Consider the following 15,596-nt stretch of genomic DNA (forward strand, 5'->3'; position numbering starts at 1 on the left):
TCTGATCGTTCGGTACAGCACAGACCCACACAGTTTAACAGGAACCGCCCCGCTGCGGTACCGCTGGTGGGCGAATCTGGATTTTACTTGACGCAAAATAGCGGCTCGATCCCCCTTGCTTGCGGCACCAAACGGCAAGCGCCACCAGCACCCGCCCGAGCCGCTCGCATGGGGCAGAGCGGTTGCCCAACGGTTGACACGCGGAACATGGCTCTTGGGATGACGTGGTTAGCACGCGGTGCGTGGCGGGGTATTATGGGGTTGGCGACGGTGGGGTGATACGGCGGGCCACCATATGGGCTGGGGCCCCCAGCAGACGTTGTAGGCCAAACCATTTAAAGGCGCGCTCTATGGCAAGCGAGCCGTTCGGCCACCCTATTTTAAGATGCACTGGGATAGGCAGCACAAAGGGGCGATATAACCAGACCAGTTCAAAACCGACCTCGTGTAAAACCTGTCGCACCTGGGCTATATTGTAGGTGTGGTATTTATCGTGGTGCTGGGCACCATGACGGGAACGATCCAGCACCGAGCGGCCCCAACTACCCAGGCTGGCGGAGGGGGGAAAATCGAAGAGGAGATAGTTGCGGCTTAAACCGGCGGCAATTTGAAGAAAGCTCTGCCAATCCTTTATATGCATCAGCAAGCGGGCAAAATAGACCAGATCGTAGCTGGTGGGCTCATGGGCCAACGCCTCGGCGGGTGTGCAACGGATGATCAAACGCTGCCCAGCCTGGGCCAAGCCTGGACGCTGTTTAAGCTGCGCTAACATTGGCTCGGAGCGGTCGGTGGCGGTGATCTGTAGGTGGGGCTGGCGGCTCACCATAGCTTCGGTAATGCGGCCCGAACCGGCCCCCAACTCTAGGGCGGTGTGGCAGGTGGCATAGGCTACCTTGGGGTTATTGGCGTAAAAGTCGGCATCATGCGCCTTGAGATAGCGACCAAAGGCTCCGTAGAAACGTTTCTGCTCAAATTGAGCCGCTGTCTCTTGGTCCGCATAGTAATTTTGGGTGTTTGTTTCGTCATACATAGGTTCGGTTCCGCTGGGTGGGCGCCACCACCGTGGCATGGGTGCAGTATGCCGGGCCATGACGCTTTTATCAAAGTACAATCTTAGCCGTAAGGGTGTGCGCACCTTGGCTTAGGGTAGAGCCTGCATGCAGCACAACCCGCATATTGACCGGGCCGACTCTTTTGGTACAAAATAGTTTTCCCTTCCCCTCCTTTTGGATTCAGGAAAAAAATGAAAACTTCTTTTAGAATTTGGACTTTGATGGTTTCCATCTCGGCTTTGTCGCTATCTTTTTCTAGCCCACTCTTTGCGAAGTCTGCCCATGAAGAGCCCATGGATGCGGCGCATCATGCTGCTACGCCGGTGCACGGTGCGGCGTGTGTGGGTTTTGGTCCCCAGGCCCCACGGGATATTGATGCGGTCGAGGGCAGCAACGCACGTCTCTTCTCTTTTGCCCCCAGTAAGGAGCAGATGAACCTGTGCAATATCCATTTTCACACCCATGCCGAGCATAAGGCCAAGGCCTTTTCTATCTTTGCTGGTGCGGGTGAGCATGGTCATGGGGGCGGTTATCAGTGTGCCATCAGCCAATCCCTTAGTCCTGAAGAGTTGACCATGCCCAAGGAGAACCATTGTGGCGGGGTTAAGCCGGGCGATACCCTTGAGGTGCATTGGGTTTATACGTCGTGCGATGTCAAGCCGGGCAAGGGTTTGGGGTCATGCCTTTCTGAAGGGTGCAGCAACCCCAACCTACGGGTGGAATCCCAGGTATTTGCCGTGGTCAATGATGCCAATGCGCTGGATTTTGACAGCATGGATTATGATGGTACGGTTCGTAATGGCTACCATCAAGCCAAGTCGATTCCCGACAACACCGGCACCCCGGTACAGTTTTTGGGTTCGACCACGGGGCCTAAATACACGGAGCAGAGCTGTTCGCCCATGCAGGTTACCTGGAGCGTTCGCCCAGAGTGCGCCAAGATTGATATCACCAGTCTGAGCAGATGGTGCGGCGAGAATGCCTTTGCCGAGGAGCATGCCCACGGCGTGCGTACCCTGGTTACCAACCCCGCCTTACTCTCCACCATCCCTTAATGTAAGCCCCAGACCAGGAGAGGCCCCCTCTCCTGGTCTGCTACGCTTTGCCCATTGGGTGTAGAAATGGCTTCGTAGAGGGCCTTTCTCACTATCATCGTTCCTTATATTAGAAATAACTTGACATACCATTTGCTCCATGGTAGGTTGTGGTCGTCGCTTGCGGTTCCAGCAGCGTGGATTGAAACCTTATTTTAGATGATGTGAAAATGGTCTTGCATGGCCATTTTCGTTCTCTAATAAACTTCCTTATATTAGAAGATCAAAATTTGCCTTTGTGCTAAGTTTTTTCCCAGACTGAAGAAGCCATTTAAACCAAAACAACAGGAGAGATTACTACAACTATGATTACTCGTTTTCAAAAAAATCAGAACAGCCAAACGCCTCAGGCGAATTGCTCATTCCAAATCTCCGCTGAGCTTACACTAACGTCAAACGGAGTATCGCTCAGAAGCGGCCTCATTATTTAATTGTCTAAATTTTTACTCTTTTTTAGGTCTATAATAATGCTAATATTTTTCTTTAATCGGGATTAACTCAATATCTATCTTTTAATCTAAGATACATATCACCTTTTTTATTCGTGAGGCCATCATGTACCAACCCTTTATTGCCCATGCCCGCCAAGGGGATCACACCATTCAGACAGTGGATGCCCACCTTTATGGGGTTGCCGCCTTGGCCCGCAGCTTTGCGGGCAAAGTGGGCCTGCCCCTGACCGGTGAGCTCATGGGGCTATTGCATGACCTGGGCAAATACAGCGCAGCGTTTCAGGACTATATACGCAGCAACCTAGGGAAGATGGACCCTGACGGAGATGCCCCCAGCGCACCCAGCGCCAAAGGCAAGGTGGATCACTCCACAGCGGGGGCACAGTTGTTATGGGATCACCTGCTAGAGCAACCGAAAAGCCCCACCGCCCAGCGCATGCTGTTTCAGATCATGGAGCTCTGCATTGCCTCCCACCATGGCGGTTTGATGGACTGCCTAACCGCAGATCCCAACCATCCCACCCGGAATGCCCACCGTCAGCGCATGGAAAAAGATAAGCAGCAGACCCACCTGCCCCAACTCTTACCCCATGTGGATGCCCCCCTGCACCAACGCATCCAGCAGCTCTTGGCCGATCCACAGCTTCTGGAATCCTTTACGGCCCGCTATAAGAGCCTCTGTCGCGCTGGCTCTCCAACGGTTGTTCACTTCAGATTTGGGCTCCTGACCCGTTTTCTATTTAGCAGCCTGCTGGATGCCGACCGTCTCGATAGCGCCGAATTTGAGGAGCCCAAACGCCGTGATAACCGTTTAAGCCTTGGTTCAGCCCAGTGGCCAGCGCTCATCCAACGGTTAGAGGCCGAGCTATGTAGCTATGACCGCACTTCAGCGGTAAATGCCATCCGCCATACCATTGCTGACCACTGCCAGAGCGCCGCCAATCGCCCCCGTGGCACCTACACCCTGACGGTTCCAACGGGGGGTGGTAAAACCCTCGCCAGTCTGCGCTTTGCCCTGCACCATGCCCAACAGCATAAAATGGATCATATTTTCTATATTATCCCCTTCACCACCATTATTGATCAAAATGCCCAAACCATACGGCGCATCTTGGAACCCCACCCCCTGCCCGAAGGCTCTGTGGTGCTTGAACACCATAGCAACCTTAGTGAAGAGCGCTTGACATGGCAGAACAAACTCGCCAGCGAAAATTGGGATCGTCCGGTGGTACTCACCACCATGGTGCAATTTCTCGAAACGCTGTTTGGTGGGGGCACCCGTGGGGCCAGACGCATGCACCATCTGGCCAACAGTGTGCTCATATTTGATGAGATCCAGGCCCTGCCCCTTAAATGCACCCACCTATTTAACAATGCCATTAACTTTTTGCAGCAACAGTGCGGGGCAACCGTTTTACTCTGCTCCGCGACCCAGCCGCATCTACACTGTGTCAATGAGACAAAAGGGGCCATTCAAAGAGAGGCCAACCATGAGTTGATGCCCAATGCCCAGCAGCTTTTTAAAGATCTTAAACGGGTCCAAGTTAAGAGCCATCTCCACGCTGGAGAGCTATCCCTGACAGCGATCGCCCAACTGGCCCAAACCGAACAGCAGCGTGCCGGTAGTTGCCTGGTGGTGGTCAATACTAAAAAGCAGAGTCGAGCGCTGTTCCAACTCTGTCAAAAGAGCGGTGTCGACGGCCTCTACCATCTCAGTACCGACATGTGCCAGCACCACCGCAAAACCATTTTTAAAGAGATCCGCCAACGCCTCGATACACAACAACCCACACTCTGTATCAGCACCCAGCTCATCGAGGCCGGGGTGGATGTGGATTTTGACGGCGTGATCCGCTTTGCCGCCGGGCTGGATTCCATCGCCCAAGCCGCCGGGCGCTGCAACCGCCATGGCAAACGGCCCATGGGGACCCTGCATGTTGTCATGCCCACTCAAGCTCAAGAAAACCTCTCTCGTTTAAAAGAGATTGAAACGGCCAAAAAAGATTTTCAACGCATGGATAAGGAGATGCAAAACGACCCAGCCGACCTTGAACACGATCTGCTTACCCTAAAAGCGATGGAGCGCTATTATACCTATAAATATGGTCACTATAACAACAGCATGTATGAATATTTATCATACATTATTGACAGGCGACAGGTGGGCAGAGATGATACCTTATTATCTATCTTATCCGATCACGAAAAGGCTAACATTAAAGGTGAAGCGACCCACCAAGATGATAAAAAAACCGTACTGCGTCAGGCTTTTAAGCAGGCTGGGCAGATTTTTCAAGCCATTGACGCCCCGACCCGCTCGCTGTTGGTACCCCATGCGGAGGGGCGTTCGATTATCCAGCAGTTATGTGGCTGGGAAGGGGATTATAGAGAGCTTAAAAAATGGTTGCGGCAGGCTCAACCCTACACGGTTAACCTCTACCCCTACACGTGGGATCTCCTGTTAAAGGAGCGCTCTATTGCACAGACCCAGGAGGATTCTGGTATTTGGTATCTCATCAATGACGCCTATTACAGTGATGATTTTGGTCTTTTTTATGAGCCCCATGGCGAAAAGGAGATTTTAGATGTCTAGACAGAGAAACGACTTAGAGTTTTTACTCACCGCCCGCTATGCCCTGTTTACCGACCCTTTGACCCGTGGCGGCGGGGAGAAACTCTCCTACCACATTCCCACCTACGAAGCCCTAAAGGGGATCTGTAAATCCATCTATTGGAAACCCACGCTTATCTGGGTCATTGATGAGGTCAGGGTTCTCAATCGTATTCAAACCCAAACCAAGGGCGTCAAACCCCTTAAATTCAGTGGGGGTAATGATCTCTCCATCTACACCTATCTGGCTGATGTGGCCTATCAGGTGCGGGCCCATTTTGAGTGGAATATGCACCGCCCAGAGCTAGCCAGAGATCGTATCGAGGGCAAACATTTTAATATCGCCCGCCGCATGCTGGAACGGGGGGGACGCCAGGATATCTTTTTGGGTACCCGTGAGTGCCAAGGTTATGTAGAACCCTGTGATTTTGGTCATGGTGAGGGATTTTATGATAACGCGGGGGAATTGGCCTTTGGTCACATGTTCCATGGTTTTGACTATGCCGACGAGATCGGTAAAAACAGTCTGCACCGCCGCCTGTGGAGCCCAACCATGAAAAATGGCTATATCCACTTTCCCCGCCCCGAAGATTGCCCCGTGCATGAGTTTATTCGAGGGATGCAAGCCAAAACCTTTGACGATACCAACCTCTTAGATGTCGAGCAGGAAGAGGCTCTTTTGGAGGCCCAGCTATGAGTTGGATGCAGATGCTCCACACCACCTATGAATGCTGCAAAGATCAACTCGGCCCCATCTATCACACCACCCAGCAGGCCCATTTGGAAGTTGTGTTGGACCATTCCGGCACCTTCTTGCGGGCTCATGTTCCATCCTCCAAAACAGATTCAACCACCCTTATCCCCTGTTCAGAAAAATCAGCGGGGCGCACCAGCGGGCTTATGAACCACCCGCTCGCGGATAAGCTTCAATATGTTGCAGGGGATTATCTAAGCTTTGCTGGAGCGCTCTCTGAAAAAGAGCAAACCAAAATGATGGAGTCCCACCGCCTCTATAAAGAGGCCCTAGCCACCTGGGCGGACTCTCCCCAGAGCCACCCAACGGTTAAGGCTATCTACGCCTATGTGGCACAGGGGCGGCTGGTTGGTGATCTGGTCAATGCGGGCATTCTGCCCTGTGTCGAGGGCAGCATTCCCCCAAAATGGCAAGGCCCCAAAGAGGAGACACCGGCCATCTACAAGGCTGTTACCGGCATGCCCCTAGATGCCTTTGTACGTTGGCGGGTCGAACCGGCTCCAGGTGTGTGTGAGATTGAACCGTGGAACGATCCTCAACTTATTCAAGCTTGGATCGACCACTACCTTGCTCTACTGGAGGAGAGCGCCCCTCGTGGTACCTGCATGGTAACGGGTCAAACCGATGTGTTGTTGGCGCAATCTCATCCCGCCAAGCTGCGCCATGCCGCCGATAAAGCCAAACTGATTTCCGCTAATGATAGCAGTGGCTATACCTATCGTGGTCGTTTTTTATCTGCGGATGAGGTGTGCGGGGTGGGGTTGGAAACCACCCAGCAGGTTCACAATACACTGCGCTGGCTCATTGAAAAGCAGGGCTATCGCCAAGGTGACTTGCGCATTGTGGCCTGGGCGGTGGATGGGCGCACAACACCCGGCATTTTGATCAGTACCCAGGAACTTTTAGGAGATAACGTGCCTGCCGAGACGGAGGAAGAAGATGAACTTTTACCCACCTCTTCGATGGGCCACTCGGTTGATCAAAGCTTTGGTTTACGGTTGGGCAAAAAGATCTCCGGATATTATAGCCAGTTAGGGGACCTCACAGATATTGTGGTCATGGGTATTGACTCCGCCACCCCTGGGCGTATGAGCATCATCTATTACCGTGAACTCCAGCAAACGGAGTTTTTGCAACGCCTGGAGAAGTGGCACAGCCAGATGGCTTGGCCACAAAATTTTGGCAAAGATTCTCAATTTACAGGGGCACCCGCCCCCCGCGATATCGCCGAAGCCGCTTATGGGCGGCGTCTGGATGACAAACTAAAGAGCACCACCCTGCAACGCATCTTACCCTGCATTATAGATGAACAGCCCTTTCCCGAGGATCTCATTCACGCTGTTGTGCACCGAACCAGCAACCGTGTCGCCTTTGACCGGAGCAAAACGGGATTTCAGTGGGAGTGGGAAAAGTGCCTGGGTATCGCCTGTGCCCTGGTCCGGGGTTCAAACTTACGTGCACACATTAAAAAGGAGTATGCCATGGCTCTGGAACCCGATTACACCAGCAGAGACTACCTCTATGGGCGTCTGCTGGCACTTGCTGATTATCTGGAAGAACAAGCACTGCACGCAGCCAATGAGCACCGGGCCACCAATGCCGCCCGCCTTATGCAGCGGTTTAGCCAGCGCCCCAATGCCACATGGCTAACCATCTACGATGCCTTGTTGCCCTATAAAAACCGCTTACAGGTTAACAAACCTGGGCTCTATATCAACATGATGCGCGAGCTCGATAACGTGATGAACCTGTTTGCCATTGCCGACTACCAAAACGACGCCCCTTTAAAGGGCGAATATCTGCTGGGCTACCACTGTCAACGTGCGGTTTTGTGGGCCAAAAAGGGCGATAAAACCGGCACCCAAGCCACCGAAACTGAATAATCCATCCTTTTACAGGAGCCGTCTCTATGTCACTTTCTCATAAGATTGATTTTGCCGTTATCTTTGCCGTTAAAAATGCCAACCCCAATGGGGACCCCTTGAACGGCAATCGTCCCCGTCTCACCTTTGATAATCTGGGTGAGGTGAGCGATGTCGCTCTTAAACGTAAACTACGGGATCGGTTGTTGGAGGGTGGTCACGCCATCTTTGTGCAATCCAACGACCGCAACAACGATGGTGCCACCAGCTTAAAGGATCGGTCAGATAAGACCCTGGGCTCCAAACTCACTTCGGAAGAACTTGCGCAAAAAGCGTGTGCCCAGTGGCTGGATGTGCGCGCCTTTGGACAGCTCTTTGCCTGGAAAGGTACAAAGGGAGCGGGGGATGGCGTCTCGGTGGCGATTCGCGGCCCAGTCACTTTTCAATCTGCCTTTAGTATTGCACCGGTGGATATCAGCAGCATCCAGATTACCAAGAGTGTAAACACCGAAGGGGATAGCGAGAAAAAGGGCTCCGATACCATGGGTATGAAACATCGGGTAGACCATGGTATCTATCTCTTTTACGGCAGCATGAACCCTCAATTGGCCCAGCGCACCCATTTTTCTGATGAGGACGCCCAATTGATCAAACAGACCCTGCCCCGCCTGTTTGAAAATGACGAATCCACCGCCCGACCCGCAGGCAGTATGGAGGTGCGTAAGGTGCTTTGGTGGCAACACAACTGCGCGGCGGGGCAATATTCATCGGCTAAGGTACACCGTTCGTTAAGCGTGCAACACGATGGCAGCTATACCTTAACCAATCTCCCCGGTCTCACCCCTGAAGAGTTGGATGGTTACTGAGTTACGGTATGCCGTTGATCTCCGCCAAGCATGGTGCCGCCTCGTATGACGAGGCGGCACTCATTCCGCTGTCGGCCTTACAGCACTATCTGTTTTGCCCGCGACAGTGCGCCTTAATCCATACGGAAATGGTGTGGGAAGAGAATCTCTTTACCGCTGAAGGCAACCTGCTGCATGCACGGGTTGATCGCCCCGAAAGCGAAAATCGCGACGGCCTGCGCCGGGTCTATGCCCTGCCCATCCGCTCTCTGACCCTGGGCATGGTGGGCCGGGCTGATCTGGTCTGCTTTATGGCCGACCCCCAATACCCCAAAGGTCGCCCCTTTCCCGTGGAGTACAAACGGGGCAAACCCAAAAAAGAGCCCTGGGATCGGGTGCAACTGTGTGCCCAGGCCCTCTGTCTGGAAGAGAGCTTTCTCTGCGCCGTGCCCGAAGGTGCCCTCTACTACGGTGCTACCCGTAAACGCTACCCGGTTATTTTTGATACCCCTCTGCGGGAGCTTACCCTGCAAACCATCCGGGATGTTCATCATATTCTTGAAAATCAGCGCCTTCCTGCGGCCAACCCAGGTAAAAAATGTCAAAACTGTTCCCTTAATTTTCAGTGCCAACCCAACGCCAAAACCAGCTTGGGCAACTATTTCTATCATGAGCCATCCCCATGAGAACCCATTTAAACACCCTTTTTATCAACACCCAGGGCAGCTATCTGGCCAAAAAGGGGGAGTGTATTGATGTTCGTCAGGAGCAGCGCTCCATGGCTATGGTTCCCATCCATACGCTAGAGGGTGTGGCTTGCTTTGGGCAGGTCTCTTACTCTCCTTATTTGATGGCCCACTGCGCCGAGCATGGTGTTAGCCTCAGCCATTTTGATGAAAGGGGTCGATTTTTGGCCGCCATGCGTGGACCCACCAGCGGCAATGTGCTGTTACGCAGGCAGCAGTATCGTTGGGCCGATGATCCCCAGCAGGCGGCCCAAATGACCCGTTTTATCCTGCACGCCAAACTACGCAATGGCCGCACGGTCATGGCGCGCGCCCTGCGTGAACGCGGGCAGACAAACACGGCCTTGGAAACGACGGTCCACGAATTGGGGGTTTTGGTGGCGTTACTGGATAAAACCGATTCGGTAGAGAGTCTGCGTGGGTTAGAAGGGCGGGCGGGTGCGCTTTATTGGGGATCGTTTCAGCATCTTATTTATCAGGATTCGCCGGAGTTTAAGTTCTTTGGCCGCAGTCGTCGTCCGCCGTTGGATCGGGTTAATGCCCTGCTCTCTTTCCTCTATGCCATGTTGATGCATGATGTACGCTCGGCGTTGGAGGGGGTTGGGTTGGATCCTTATGTGGGATTTTTGCATCAAGATCGCCCTGGTCGGCCAGGCTTGGCGCTGGATATGATGGAGGAGTTTCGCCCCTATCTGGCCGACCGGCTGGCTTTGACGTTGATTAATCGTGGTCAGCTCGGTGCGAAGGATTTTGAGGTGCAGGCTTCGCAGGCGACCTATCTTACCGAGGCGGGGCGAAAAAAGGTCATCGTGGCGTATCAAAAGCGTAAGGATGAGCAAATAACGCACCCCTTTTTACAGGAGCACTGCGCCATAGGCATGGTGTGGCATTTACAGGCTCTGCTGTTGGCGCGATATATCCGTGGGGATTTGGATGGTTATCCTGCTTTTTTGTGGCGTTAAAAGGGTTTTAGCATGTTGGTATTGATTAGTTATGATGTTGCCAGTGGATCGGGTGGTGCCAAGCGGCTACGACGCATTGCCAAGGCGTGTCAGGATCATGGACAGCGGGTGCAATATTCGGTGTTTGAGTGTTTGATCACACCTGCCCAATGGAGCATGCTCCGGCAACGTCTATTGGATGAGATGGACGCGGATCAAGATAGCCTGAGATTCTATTTTCTTGGTGCTAACTGGCGTAACCGTGTGGAGCATGTGGGTGCTAAGGCGGGCTATGATCCCGAGGCCCCATTGATTCTCTAATACAACGCGCACCCCAGGTTCACACGCTTTTACTGGCGCATTCGCGTTTTTATATTCCCATGTTTTTCTTTGGTTTTTTATTCTCATTATGCGAATAGATGCCCATTTTTCCCCAAAAACTGAACGGTCCGCGCAAACCGTCTGTTTTTATCATAGAGATCACTATGTTATAATCGCGCGGTCGCCCCCTCCCACGGGGGCGTGGATTGAAACAGGAGGGTATGGAGGCACATATTCATTACTATTGTCGCCCCCTCCCACGGGGGCGTGGATTGAAACATCGACCTTATGCGTGATTTCGACTGGGGTGAAAAGTCGCCCCCTCCCACGGGGGCGTGGATTGAAACCTAAAGCCTTTGATAGCTCGGTCAAATATTGTGGTCGCCCCCTCCCACGGGGGCGTGGATTGAAACCATCAATTTGCAAGTCCACATCCCAGGTTGCCGCGTCGCCCCCTCCCACGGGGGCGTGGATTGAAACTGCAGCTGTTAAGGCCATGTTAAATATCTCCTGTAGTCGCCCCCTCCCACGGGGGCGTGGATTGAAACCTTATGGCAGCAACTGCACCTGATAGGGTTAATTGTCGCCCCCTCCCACGGGGGCGTGGATTGAAACATAGATGCGACTGGCAGGGTTGACCCACCTGTCACGTCGCCCCCTCCCACGGGGGCGTGGATTGAAACCGTTCTGTGGCTGAGGCTGCCCCACAATATTTGACCGTCGCCCCCTCCCACGGGGGCGTGGATTGAAACCGCGATTGGCTTGAAGATGCAATCCAGGTGAACATGTCGCCCCCTCCCACGGGGGCGTGGATTGAAACGCCTCGAAGCCACCTAGCTATAGAATCCGGCTTTGTCGCCCCCTCCCACGGGGGCGTGGATTGAAACTTTAACGTCTTGTTTTATATCGGATTGATTCTCGTGTCGCCCCCTCCCACGGGGGCGTGGATTGAAACTGCATTACGCAGGTCGGCGCCGCTTAGGTTTGCGTGTCGCCCCCTCCCACGGGGGCGTGGATTGAAACCGCCTGCTCTCGGTAGGCTCCCCATGGATCTGCCGTCGCCCCCTCCCACGGGGGCGTGGATTGAAACTGTTGCAACGCGGGTTATGATCTCAGGCAAAAAACGTCGCCCCCTCCCACGGGGGCGTGGATTGAAACTCTTTCATTTGACAAAGGGATCAAGGCTGAGCAGGTCGCCCCCTCCCACGGGGGCGTGGATTGAAACTGTCAACTCCTCGAAATATATTGCAGCATACTCGGTCGCCCCCTCCCACGGGGGCGTGGATTGAAACAAAGAGTTAGTTGAAACAGATGATGGAGTAACCGTCGCCCCCTCCCACGGGGGCGTGGATTGAAACTCAATTTTGCTTTGATTTTCAGTTGTTAAGTCAGTCGCCCCCTCCCACGGGGGCGTGGATTGAAACCATGGTTACACCTATCCAATGGTCTATCCTGTGCTGTCGCCCCCTCCCACGGGGGCGTGGATTGAAACCAAAGTTTTCGGCTGTTTTTGTTACCGCCACGACCGTCGCCCCCTCCCACGGGGGCGTGGATTGAAACCCAGCGTAAGTGCGTACCACCAGCTCCCACCCATCGTCGCCCCCTCCCACGGGGGCGTGGATTGAAACATTATCAAGCGCAACTAGGGCCTCATATTTTTCGGTCGCCCCCTCCCACGGGGGCGTGGATTGAAACAGCTCAACCATACGGTGGAAAGTAACGCCAGGGTTGTCGCCCCCTCCCACGGGGGCGTGGATTGAAACGGGTGACATTGTTGGAGCTATTAACACCCTTGCGTCGCCCCCTCCCACGGGGGCGTGGATTGAAACTAGGGATGCTTAGCGACCGTACTGCAACACGATCGTCGCCCCCTCCCACGGGGGCGTGGATTGAAACTTACCATCATTATACCACACCCATAATTTAATGGTCGCCCCCTCCCACGGGGGCGTGGATTGAAACTGGGAATGGGCAGCAAACCTACCAACGGATGAGGTGTCGCCCCCTCCCACGGGGGCGTGGATTGAAACTTTGTCCCATATCTCCCATACTGTTAACCGCTTGCGTCGCCCCCTCCCACGGGGGCGTGGATTGAAACACAGGCAGCATAGATGGTTTGTAAACAACATGGATCGTCGCCCCCTCCCACGGGGGCGTGGATTGAAACTGCCGCACAAGATGCCATGAAAAGACATGACTTAAGTCGCCCCCTCCCACGGGGGCGTGGATTGAAACACTTGATCTCCACGATAGCCAGACCTGCAGCGGGTCGCCCCCTCCCACGGGGGCGTGGATTGAAACCCGCTCAAGGCTGGCATCGTCTACCCATTGCGGCCGTCGCCCCCTCCCACGGGGGCGTGGATTGAAACGCAAAGCAGCATCGAAAGAAGTTGCTATAGGCGTGGTCGCCCCCTCCCACGGGGGCGTGGATTGAAACGCACTAGGTAAATGGAACCATGATAATAATTAGATGTCGCCCCCTCCCACGGGGGCGTGGATTGAAACGATATGTGCCATTGCTTTGTGTGGTGGAAGATCAGTCGCCCCCTCCCACGGGGGCGTGGATTGAAACACATAGTTCTGTAACCGTTCACAATATTTAGAAAAGTCGCCCCCTCCCACGGGGGCGTGGATTGAAACACCAAAGAGCAGTACCAAAATATGGTAGACGATGGAGTCGCCCCCTCCCACGGGGGCGTGGATTGAAACTTTGCGAGAGTGGCTTGCTCAGGGTCTCGCGCTGTCGCCCCCTCCCACGGGGGCGTGGATTGAAACCGGAACCTGGAATTGCTTGCCATTTTTTGAAGTGCGTCGCCCCCTCCCACGGGGGCGTGGATTGAAACCGGCGTGCCGACAACAAAAGCAGGGTTGGCGGCTGTCGCCCCCTCCCACGGGGGCGTGGATTGAAACTAACCATCATTATACCACACCCATAATTTAATGGTCGCCCCCTCCCACGGGGGCGTGGATTGAAACATATCTCCATGTCCGAAGGGTTAGATGTTAATTGGTCGCCCCCTCCCACGGGGGCGTGGATTGAAACTCTACTAGCACCACTCAGTAAAGATCATCGTAAGTCGCCCCCTCCCACGGGGGCGTGGATTGAAACAAAAACATCTAGAACTTTGTCTTTTGGGACATCATGTCGCCCCCTCCCACGGGGGCGTGGATTGAAACGCTGCTGCTCTCTGCCGTTGCTCCGCTTGTATCGTCGCCCCCTCCCACGGGGGCGTGGATTGAAACGAGATAATTTAGTCAGTCCCAATAGAGCGGTTTGGTCGCCCCCTCCCACGGGGGCGTGGATTGAAACATTTTGTCTACAGACTCACGCAGATATAACAACGTCGCCCCCTCCCACGGGGGCGTGGATTGAAACTAGCCATGCACGCAAAATGGTTAGCTGGTGATAAAGTCGCCCCCTCCCACGGGGGCGTGGATTGAAACATTAGCAACCATGTATTATTCAAATGTTGTATGAGTCGCCCCCTCCCACGGGGGCGTGGATTGAAACCACTCTCCACGCTTGTGCTGTACCACCGCTAGCAGTCGCCCCCTCCCACGGGGGCGTGGATTGAAACTCCTTTGCTCGCCCATTTCGGATATTGAGCGGTAAGTCGCCCCCTCCCACGGGGGCGTGGATTGAAACCTTAGTGTCCATGTACTCAACAAGGCCAGCCGACAGTCGCCCCCTCCCACGGGGGCGTGGATTGAAACAAGGACGCGAATCCTGACAAGATCATCTTAAAGCGTCGCCCCCTCCCACGGGGGCGTGGATTGAAACTTGTGCATCCTTCATAGGAGTAACTTTAACCCGCCAGTCGCCCCCTCCCACGGGGGCGTGGATTGAAACCAATTATCTATAGAGAAATACTCATCTAATGCCGGTCGCCCCCTCCCACGGGGGCGTGGATTGAAACTCGATCAGCAGTTGCAACTGGCAAAGGCTAAAGGCGGTCGCCCCCTCCCACGGGGGCGTGGATTGAAACGCAACATCCAGGAAACATCGCTGAGTATAACCAGTCGCCCCCTCCCACGGGGGCGTGGATTGAAACGTAAACTCTTGAAAAGGTTGAAAAATGTCAGAATATGTCGCCCCCTCCCACGGGGGCGTGGATTGAAACTAGTTTGTCTTAGGTGGCAACTCAGGAACGTAACAGTCGCCCCCTCCCACGGGGGCGTGGATTGAAACTTTAGATGGTTTAGGTTTCTTCCCAGAATCGGTGGGTCGCCCCCTCCCACGGGGGCGTGGATTGAAACTTGTTAACCGTACTATCTTCCAGCTTTGGCAAAATGTCGCCCCCTCCCACGGGGGCGTGGATTGAAACGAGTCGCACACCATGCCTACACCATCGGTTTTGGGTCGCCCCCTCCCACGGGGGCGTGGATTGAAACTTTTGAATCAAAACGATGTTATCAAAATAGAGCGTCGCCCCCTCCCACGGGGGCGTGGATTGAAACCGCGCACAGGAGAGGTGTATTGTTTCCCGGTTAGTCGCCCCCTCCCACGGGGGCGTGGATTGAAACGGCTCTTGTAGCCACCGCCTTACCCTTGACTGAGCCGTCGCCCCCTCCCACGGGGGCGTGGATTGAAACTGATCATTACAACAGCGCTCCAATGTCATAAGTGTCGCCCCCTCCCACGGGGGCGTGGATTGAAACTCCGCCGCCAGCTGCTCCACCAAAAATAGCAATAGTCGCCCCCTCCCACGGGGGCGTGGATTGAAACTTTGTCTGCTCAGTCATTACGGTAGGCCTGCCCAGTCGCCCCCTCCCACGGGGGCGTGGATTGAAACATTAAGAGGTCCAAGCTATGATAAACAAGCGCATTGTCGCCCCCTCCCACGGGGGCGTGGATTGAAACTGATTTGACGGTCGGTTAACATGGTAAGTCTCCTGGTCGCCCCCTCCCACGGGGGCG

At 54.3% G+C, this 15,596-nt stretch carries 9 protein-coding genes and 1 CRISPR repeat array (1 of these 10 running past the window's edge); of the genes, 8 read left to right on the forward strand and 1 reads right to left on the reverse strand.

Annotation, left to right across the window (positions count from 1 at the left end):
- Positions 1-253: 253 nt before the first annotated feature.
- The gene (locus MMC1_RS18035; RefSeq protein WP_041641431.1) at positions 254-1,030 is read right to left on the reverse strand and encodes a class I SAM-dependent methyltransferase; all 777 of its coding nucleotides are present in this window, start codon (positions 1,028-1,030) and stop codon (positions 254-256) included.
- A gap of 213 nt (positions 1,031-1,243) precedes the next feature.
- On the opposite strand from MMC1_RS18035, the gene MMC1_RS18045 reads away from it, so the two are divergent.
- From MMC1_RS18045 to cas2, 8 genes are all read left to right on the forward strand, one after another.
- A complete protein-coding gene (locus MMC1_RS18045) occupies positions 1,244-2,107 on the forward strand; it encodes a delta-class carbonic anhydrase (RefSeq protein ID WP_011715059.1) in 864 nt (287 codons plus the stop codon).
- A 594-nt stretch (positions 2,108-2,701) separates the two neighbouring features.
- Positions 2,702-5,191, forward strand: coding sequence for a CRISPR-associated helicase/endonuclease Cas3 (locus tag MMC1_RS18050; RefSeq protein WP_011715060.1), 2,490 nt, complete (start codon positions 2,702-2,704; stop codon positions 5,189-5,191).
- The gene (gene cas5c, locus MMC1_RS18055; RefSeq protein WP_011715061.1) at positions 5,184-5,906 is read left to right on the forward strand and encodes a type I-C CRISPR-associated protein Cas5c; all 723 of its coding nucleotides are present in this window, start codon (positions 5,184-5,186) and stop codon (positions 5,904-5,906) included. Before MMC1_RS18050 ends, cas5c begins: the two co-directional genes overlap by 8 nt.
- A complete protein-coding gene (gene cas8c / locus MMC1_RS18060; RefSeq protein ID WP_011715062.1) occupies positions 5,903-7,846 on the forward strand; it encodes a type I-C CRISPR-associated protein Cas8c/Csd1 in 1,944 nt (647 codons plus the stop codon). The genes cas5c and cas8c overlap by 4 nt, the downstream gene beginning before the upstream one ends.
- A gap of 26 nt (positions 7,847-7,872) precedes the next feature.
- Positions 7,873-8,691 carry a type I-C CRISPR-associated protein Cas7/Csd2 gene (cas7c, locus tag MMC1_RS18065; RefSeq protein WP_011715063.1) on the forward strand — a complete coding sequence of 273 codons (819 nt, stop codon included), beginning with the start codon at positions 7,873-7,875 and terminating at the stop codon, positions 8,689-8,691.
- An 8-nt stretch (positions 8,692-8,699) separates the two neighbouring features.
- Positions 8,700-9,356, forward strand: a complete 657-nt coding sequence (cas4, locus tag MMC1_RS18070; RefSeq protein WP_011715064.1) for a CRISPR-associated protein Cas4 — start codon at positions 8,700-8,702, stop codon at positions 9,354-9,356.
- A complete protein-coding gene (gene cas1c, locus MMC1_RS18075; protein ID WP_011715065.1) occupies positions 9,353-10,378 on the forward strand; it encodes a type I-C CRISPR-associated endonuclease Cas1c in 1,026 nt (341 codons plus the stop codon). The genes cas4 and cas1c overlap by 4 nt, the downstream gene beginning before the upstream one ends.
- 12 nt (positions 10,379-10,390) lie before the next feature.
- Positions 10,391-10,678: a CRISPR-associated endonuclease Cas2 gene (gene cas2, locus MMC1_RS18080; protein WP_011715066.1), complete on the forward strand. Its 288-nt coding sequence runs from the start codon at positions 10,391-10,393 to the stop codon at positions 10,676-10,678.
- A 180-nt stretch (positions 10,679-10,858) separates the two neighbouring features.
- Positions 10,859-15,596: a CRISPR direct-repeat array (repeat unit 33 nt; unit sequence GTCGCCCCCTCCCACGGGGGCGTGGATTGAAAC); it runs 4,456 nt beyond the window's last position.

Source organism: Magnetococcus marinus MC-1 (genome assembly GCF_000014865.1).
In the GTDB taxonomy this organism is placed as follows: domain Bacteria; phylum Pseudomonadota; class Magnetococcia; order Magnetococcales; family Magnetococcaceae; genus Magnetococcus; species Magnetococcus marinus.